This window comes from Streptomyces sp. ActVer (genome assembly GCF_027270795.1).
GTDB lineage: Bacteria > Actinomycetota > Actinomycetes > Streptomycetales > Streptomycetaceae > Streptomyces > Streptomyces umbrinus_A.
On the sequence record NZ_JAPWHT010000490.1, the window covers coordinates 1 to 7,510 of the forward strand.

The window sequence follows — 7,510 nt, forward strand, 5'->3', positions numbered from 1 at the left end:
GCGGAGTCCCGCGCCGGTGCGGCGGCCTCCGCGCGCACGGGGTCCCTGCGAGCCGCGTCGGCCCGGTCCGGGCCGCCGGACCAGCCGAGTACCGCACCGCAGGAGTCGCAGAAGGACTGGCCGGGCTCCGCCCGGGTGCCGCATTCGACGCAGCTGCGGGCGGGCTCCCGTCCTGTGCCGGAGTTCTGGCTGGTCATCTCTCGGGAGTCCTTTCGGCGGCGGTCACCTGGACCGTGTAGGGCATGTGGGCGGGTCGGGCGGCCGCCACGAGGCTGTCGAGCCGGTGCTCGTCGGCGCGCGTCGGGTCGGGCAGGCGGAGCGTGACGTGCAGGCGCGGGCTGCGGTCGCCCGGAACGGGACCGAGGGGCCGGGCGTTCCAGGCGGCGCCGCCGCTCTCGGTGATCTCCGGGGTCACGCCGAAGACCAGGCGTATCGCCTCGGACAGACCGCGGCTGGTGCCCCGTACCCGGTGCAGATACGCGGCGGCGGCGACGGCCGCGCGCAGCCGGTCGTCGGGCTCGGTGCCGTCGGTCTCCGCGCCGACCCAGCCCGCCAGCCACCGGGTGAAGTCCACCGGGGCCAGGGCCGGGGTGAAGTAGGAGTCCAGGCAGTCGAGGACGGCCAGGATCGGTGCGAGCACGTCGTCGAGCCCGCCGACGAACCGCTGTGCCAGATCGTCGTCGGCGAACACGGCGGGCAGCGTCATGCCGATCGGCGCGGACGAACCCAGCCCGTCGATGGAACCTCTCATGGGCGGCCGCCTCTCGATACGGCCCCGCGCCCCGTCCGGGGCGTGGCCCTCACGGCCGGTCCCCGATCACGCGCACCCGGTGGTCGAAGGAGAAGACCAGGGACGGGGGCTGGAGGTCGATGCGGTTGGTCGCGTCGCCGCGTTTGCCGGTCAGGGGGTCGGCCGGGTGGAGCTGGACCTCGTCGACCAGTTCGACGCCGGGTACGCGCTGGAGCACGGCGAAGACCTCGCCGGACTGCACGGGACGGCCGAAGGGCCAGCCCCGCCCGTCGGCGCCGCCGGTCAGCGGGTCGAGGTGCCGGTAGAGGGCGTCGTGCGCCTGACGGCGCACCCGGTCCGTGTCGGTGCCGCGGAACGCGTGCACCGTGGCGACCACCGTGACGCCCTGGTAGAAGGGCGGGCCCACCGCCAACCGCGTACCGATGAGGCGGCGTTCGTCCAGGTAGTGGGTGATGCGGCGCAACAGCGCGTCGCCGGGCACCAGTTGCTCGAAGCGCAGCCGGCCGCCGGGGTCGGGCACGGCCTGCGGAACCACCAACACCCGTACCGCGTACGCCCCGTGCTCGCCCTCGTCGCCCTCCAGGCAGGTGATCCGGGCGGTCTCGGGGGCGGCCCGGCGGGCGAGCTCCTCGTAGTCGCGCAGGGTCACCGCCCGCTCCTGGGCGCGCAGCGTGATGGGCGCCCTGGTCTTCGCCTCCTCCACCGTCTCGCCGTCGACCCCGCCGCGTGCGGCCTCCCGGTTGACGACCTCGGAGACGTACGGGACGGACGTGCGCAGCACCTGGACGGCGCCGCGGGCCACGTTCCCGGTCCTGCCGCCGCCGGTGCGGTAGCGCAGGGCGCGGATGACGGCGCCCTTGGGGGCCACCGCCCCGTACTGACGCAGGGTGCCGTCGGGTTCCCGCACCGCCGGGCCGAAGGCGATCTCACCGGTGGCGGCGTCCAGGGTGATGTGCCGGTCGTGCGGGGTGGACGCGGCGAACGACGGGACTGTTTCCCAATCGGACCAGCCGGTCCCGCCGTCGTGCTCGGCGGTCTGCAGCAGCACCGGAGGGGTGTCGCCGACCACGGGGGCGTGGGCGAGCCGCAGCCGCTGCCCGGGCAGACCGGTGGACTCGCCGAGCGCCTCGTCGTACACGGTCTCGGCGTGTACGGCCGTGGTGGTGCCGCCGAGGCTGAACGCCTCCGCGGAGCGGACGGTCGGGGAGGTGGTGTAGAAGGGCTGGTCGGGCAGCGGTTCGGTGACCCGGCAGCGCAGCCAGCCGGCCTCCTGTCCGCCGGTGCGGGACAGGGTGTGCCCGCCGGGGATGTGCAGCACGACCTCGCCGGGCCGGTTCAGACCGCCGGTGCCGTCCCGGTCGACCTCGCACTCGGTCCAGCCGTCCTCGGTCCACGCCTCCCAGACCAGCGGCGGCTGCCGCGGGTCCACGCCGACACCGTCGACCCGGCTGTCCAGCTCCATCCCGACCGCGCAGTGCGGCACGGCGGCGCTGAGCCCGAGCAGCATGCAGTCCCCGGGCCGCGGGGCCTCGGAGAAACACATGACGTCCTTGCCCTCGGCGAGATCGGCGGTCCGGTCGGCGACGGGCTCACCGCTCTGCTGGACCACGAGATGCCTCAACTCGCAGGGCACGACGGTCAGTTCGAGCTCGGTCGCGAAGACCGCGGCCTCCTCGCTCTCGGTGCGCGTGGTGGCGACCTCGGTGCCCACCGGCAGGAGGATCGGCTCCTCCTGCGGCGCGGAGAGCCAGAACGTGACCTCCGTACGGGCCGCGGAGGGCGGGAACAGCGTGATGCCCACCAGATCCAGGAACGCCAGGTGGTTCTTCTCCGGCACCCGGTTGAGCCGGTAGACGATCTGGTCGGCCATGTGGGCGACCGTCTCCACCAGGGTGACGCCCGGGTCGGAGACGTTGTGGTCGGTCCACTCCGGGGCGCGCTGCTGGATGTAGCGCTTGGCGTCGTCGACGAACTGCTGGAAGCGGCGGTCGTCGAGGTTCGGGGAGGGCAGGGCCATCAGCGGTCGCTTTCGGGAGCCGGGTCCGGCTCGTCGTGGGAGGGGATGACGTAGAACGGGAAGACCAGGCTGCGCGGGTTGTTGGTGCCGCGGATCGAGTAGCGGACGTCGATGAAGAGCACGCCCTGTTCGGTCTCGCGGCCGGCGGTCACCTCGACGTCGCTCACCTCGATGCGCGGCTCCCAGCGGTCGAGGCTCGTGTACACCTCGTGCTGGATGCGGCCCGCGGTGGCCTCGTTGACCGGCGCGAACACCAGGTCGTGGATGGCGCAGCCGAACTCCGGGCGCATCGGCCGCTCGCCCGGCGCGGTGGCCAGTACGAGCCGGATGGCCTCCTCGATCTCGCGCTCCCCGCTGACCAGGGCGATGCCCCCGGTGGGGCCGATGCGCAGCGGGAAGGCCCAGCCGGATCCGACGAACTGCTCGGCCATCAGTGGGCCACCCGCCTTCTCCTCGTCGTCTCGGTCCTGCTTCTTGTTCCTGCGGTGTTGCTTCGCACGGTTCTGCTTCGTGCGGGTCCGGTGTACGTCTCGGCCGTCATGGGATCGGATACGGCTTCTTGTTGACCGTCACGATGCCCATGAGGTCGACGTTGACGGCCCGGATGCCCACCTGGCCGACGGAGCTGACCTGGACGGTTCCGACGGCCTTGAGGCTGAGGGCACCCACCGCGTCCACCGCCACGGCCCCGCCGAGCGACTTGACGTTGACGTTCCTCCCCTGGATGTTGAGCAGCCCGCCGCTCTTGATGGTCAGCCTGCGCCGCGCGCTCAGAGTCAGGTCCGTGCCCGCCTCCACCGACACCGATCTGCTGCCCGTGATGCTGACCGTGCCCTTGCTGTCCACGGTGATCTCGGTCTTGGTGCGGTCGAGGTTGATCGTCAGACGGCCGTCACCGCTGGCGACGCGCACACCCTGTTTACGGGTGCCGGTGGTCTGGCTGAGCAGGTCGACGCGGTTGCCCTGCCGGTCGGACAGGGTGTGCCGGATCGCCTTCTTCCGCAGCCCGTCGTGCAGCGGGACGTCCGTGACGGGGGTCGGCTCGTCCTTGCCGTTGTAGAGGCCGCCGATGACGAAGGGGTGGTCCAGCGCGCCCCGGTCGAAGGCGACGAGGACCTCGTCGACCACGTCCAGCGGGAAGATCCCGCCGCCGCCCTTGCCGCCCCACTGGGTGACCCGGGTCCAGTCGCTCTCGTACTGGTCGTCCAGCCAGGGGAACTGGAGCTTGACCCGCCCCTGCTTGTCCGGGTCCTGGACGTTGGTGACGATGGCGTTGGCCACGCCGGGCATCCGGGGTTCGACGGCCGAACCGCCGCCGGAGGCAAGCCCGTACAGCGAGCGCCACTGGCGTCCGCTGAAGGTCACCCAGCTCTCGTAGTGCTGCCCGTCGCCGAAGACGTGCCGTACGGACGTGGCGGTGTACTTGCCCTGGAAGGGTTCCCCGACATCGGACAGCGTGACCGGAACGCCGGGCCGCAGCTTGGGGTTGCCGCGCACGGCGACCTCCAGCTCGGCGAACGAGGAGGTCACGTCGTCGGAGAGGGACTCCGCGGCGAACTTGACCTCGGCCTGCTTGTCGTAGGGCGTGCCCGTCTCGACCAGCGTGGAGGTCTTGAACTTCTTGGCGGCCTCGCCCGGGGCGGTGCCGATGCTGACCCCGGGGTTCTTGGTCGCCAGCGACATGGACGTGAGCTTCTTCTTCGTGGTGATGTCCCAGCCGCGCGCCTGGACCTTGCCGACCTGGTCGGCGGCGGTGACGGCGGCCCGCAGCCGCAGGATGTCGTGGCGGGCCTGGAGGACGAACGGACTCTTGTCCCCGTCCGTACCGACCCCGGGAGCCCCGGAGGCCGGCTTGGGCTTGGCGAACTCGAACTTCCCCTTCGCGTTCACCGACATGACCATGCCGTTCTCGTCGGCGAGCCGGGAGAGGAAGTCCCAGTCGGTGACGTTGGCCTGGCTGATGAACTCGTACACGGTCTTCGTCGAACCGATCACACCGAGCTGGAGGCCGTCCTCCTTGGCCAGCTTGCGGGCGATGTCGGCGGCGCTCTGGTTCTTGTACGCGGCCACCCGGCGCCGGCGCACCAGGCGGTGCCCGGCGTCGTAGCCGCGGACGACGGTGAAGGTGCCGGTGCCGTCGTAGTCCGCCTCCAGACCGGTGACCTCGCCGGTCAGCAGCGGATCGGAGGCACCCTTGCCGTCGGCGATCGGGGTGAGCACGACCTTGGACCCGAACCTGATGCCCAGCTTGGAGAGGATCTCCCGGTCCGCGTCCCGGAAGGTGAGCCGGAACGCGGCGGGCACCCCGGCGCCCTGGTCGACCCAGCCGTCGACGAGCATCGGGGCGTAGTCGTCCGGGAGCGGTTTGCCGTCGATGGTGACCTGGATGAGCGTGGAGTACGCGGGCTGAACCATCAGGAACGCACCTCCTCGGCCGAGGGCATCAGGAGTTCCGTGCCCGACCGCAGATCGGCCGGGTTGTCGATGCCGTTGACCTCGGCGATGGCGCGCCACGCGGCGGCGTCGCCGTACTCGCGCCAGGCCAGCGACTGCAGCGAGTCGCCCGCGACGACGCGGTGCACGCGCTGCGCGGTGAGCGCGCCCGAGGTCGGGTTCTGCCCCTTGGCCTTGCTGGGGATCTCGTGCAGCGTCACCTGGCAGGTGGCCCGGATCGGCACACCGGTCGTGCCGAACAGCGAGTACGTCGCCTCCACGGAACTCACGTACGCCGTGAAGCGGGCCGTGGAGAACGAGCCCCACTGGAACACCACCCAGGGCGGTGAGGGCTGCTTGGCGGCGATGCTCTTCGTCGTCGTCTCGCAGCACGCCATCAGGGACTCCACCTTCTTCAGCACGGAGTTGCTGTTCGGATCGAGGGACGAGTCCAGGAAGATCTCGACCGTCATCTCCCGGGGTTCCGGCCCCATGAACTCGGGGACGTTGCCGTCGCGTACGGCCGCGGTGGGCGTCGTCTTCCACTGGGCGCGGCGGCTCAGCGTCAGTTGCGCCGGGTTGAAGTCGAGCTTGAACGTCTTGATCAGAGCGCCCGGCGTGGTGCTGGTGCCGACCGGCGGCTCGTGGATGGCCAGCGTGGCCCGCACCAGGCTCTTGCCTGCGCCCTTGCTTCCCTTTGCCATGTGGTGCCGCCCCCTCAGTCCGTGAACCCGTGGTGGGTGATTTCCAGGACCTCCGTGGCGACGGCCGGGCTGGCCGGGTCCAGGGAAGGGCCCTGCCAGCTGACCGGCAGTACGTCGATCAGCCCCCAGCGGGCCACCTCCGAACCGTCCGCCCGCAACGCGGCGATCTGCGCGGTGGGCCGCTTCACCCCGGTGGTCACGGAGGAGATCCAGGCCGCGACCTTGGTGGTGTCCGGGGTCAGCGGGCGGGTCAGCCGGATGTTGGAGAAGGTGACACGCGACGGAAGCTGCCACACGAACCCGTTGTTGCCGCCCTCCTGGTGCTGCTCGATCTCCACCGCGGACGAGAGCCCTTCGCACCCGTTGAAGTAACCGAGGCTCTCGCCGTCGATGGTCAGGGTGAAGAAGATGGTGGAGCCCGGGTCGAGATCGCGGGACATCGGGGGCGGCCTTTCTGCGGACGTCGGTCGTGCGGGGTGGTGCGGGGGCGTACGGGGTCGTGGGCGTCGGGCGCCGGGTGGTGGGCGCCGGGTCGTGGGCGGTCAGCGGCGGGGGTCGCGGAGCTTGCCGATCCGCTCCCGGTCGAGCCGCAGTTCGGTGCGGACCAGCCGGGTGATCCGGCCGATCAGCCTGTGCGTCAGCTCGTCGAGCTGGAAGTCGGTCAGGGAACGGGGGTCGAACTGGCCCTTGGCGACCGGGGTGTACTCGGGCGGCAGTTCGTCGGAGTCGGGCGTCTTGTGCTTCTTGTGTGGATCACTCGTGGAGCCGGACGCGGACACGTCGCGCGACGAGGTGCCGTGGGCCGTGACGGTCGAGACGGCCGTGGTGGTCCTGGCGGGCGTCGGCTGGGGCGCACCGCCTGCTTCCCGCTGTACGGGGATGGGTGTGGGGGCCGGTGCGGAAGCGGCGTGCCGTTGGACAACTGGCGCGGCGGGAAGGGCACTTGCTCGCGCCGGCGCCTGCGGGGTCGTCCTGGGGGTGACGACGGGCGGGGTGGAACCGGACCCGGACCCGGTGGTCGAGAGGAGCGGCACGGCACGGCCGACCGGAGTGCTGGGGGCGACGGCCCGCCGCTGTACCGCCGGTCCGGAGCCCGGGGACGAGGGCCGCCGCAGCGGGACGGCCGTGGGGGTTGCCCGGCGCGGGCCGGCTGGGGATGCCGCGGGCGTTGGGGCGGAGGTGAGGGCACGGGCGGGGGTCAGGCTGCGCATGGGAGGGCCTGCGGCGGGTGCGGCGGCTGCGGGGCTGGTGCTTTTGGCCGGGTGCCCCGCGCCGGAGGGGATCGCCGTGGCGCGTTGTACGGCAGGGGCGTTGGCGGCCGGGGCCCGCAGAGGTACGGCCGGGGGGCGTTGAGGCAGTGCCGCCTGCGCGGGAGCCGGGGTTCCGTGGATCAGGGTGGCGGGTGGCGGTCCGGGCGTACGGTCCGGTGCCGTTGCCTGGAGTGCTGTCGCCGCACGCTGGACGGCGGGCGTCCCGGCAACGCCCGAACTGCCGGGAGAGGTACGCCCGGAGAGGGGTTCCGCGTTCGGGGGCGGGGCGGAGAGGGGAGCGCCGAGCAGGGGGCGCTGCCGGGGGGTTGGTGTGGTGGCGCGCTGGACCGGGGTG

7 protein-coding genes and 1 pseudogene are annotated in these 7,510 nt (G+C 72.2%); all 8 read right to left on the minus strand.

Annotated features, from left to right (window positions below; all coding sequences use genetic code 11):
* Positions 1-197, minus strand: a pseudogene (locus O3Q52_RS45050) (zinc ribbon domain-containing protein); the annotation flags it as partial.
* Complete coding sequence (locus O3Q52_RS45055) at positions 194-751, minus strand: phage tail protein (protein ID WP_269654298.1); 558 nt, start codon at positions 749-751, stop codon at positions 194-196. The gene O3Q52_RS45055 and the pseudogene O3Q52_RS45050, both read right to left, overlap by 4 nt.
* Before the next feature lie 49 nt (positions 752-800).
* Entirely contained in the window at positions 801-2,768 is a 1,968-nt protein-coding gene (locus O3Q52_RS45060) for a putative baseplate assembly protein (protein ID WP_269654299.1), read from the minus strand.
* The gene (locus tag O3Q52_RS45065; protein WP_143640485.1) at positions 2,768-3,199 is read right to left on the minus strand and encodes a GPW/gp25 family protein; all 432 of its coding nucleotides are present in this window, start codon (positions 3,197-3,199) and stop codon (positions 2,768-2,770) included. The genes O3Q52_RS45060 and O3Q52_RS45065 overlap by 1 nt, the downstream gene beginning before the upstream one ends.
* 106 nt (positions 3,200-3,305) lie before the next feature.
* The gene (locus tag O3Q52_RS45070; RefSeq protein ID WP_269654300.1) at positions 3,306-5,183 is read right to left on the minus strand and encodes a VgrG-related protein; all 1,878 of its coding nucleotides are present in this window, start codon (positions 5,181-5,183) and stop codon (positions 3,306-3,308) included.
* Positions 5,183-5,905, minus strand: a complete 723-nt coding sequence (locus tag O3Q52_RS45075) for a LysM peptidoglycan-binding domain-containing protein (RefSeq protein ID WP_269654301.1) — start codon at positions 5,903-5,905, stop codon at positions 5,183-5,185. Before O3Q52_RS45075 ends, O3Q52_RS45070 begins: the two co-directional genes overlap by 1 nt.
* 14 nt (positions 5,906-5,919) lie before the next feature.
* Positions 5,920-6,345, minus strand: a complete 426-nt coding sequence (locus O3Q52_RS45080) for a phage tail protein (RefSeq protein ID WP_143640083.1) — start codon at positions 6,343-6,345, stop codon at positions 5,920-5,922.
* 102 nt (positions 6,346-6,447) lie between these two features.
* On the minus strand, positions 6,448-7,510 hold a 1,063-nt coding region (locus O3Q52_RS45085; RefSeq protein WP_269654302.1), incomplete at its 5' end, for a hypothetical protein.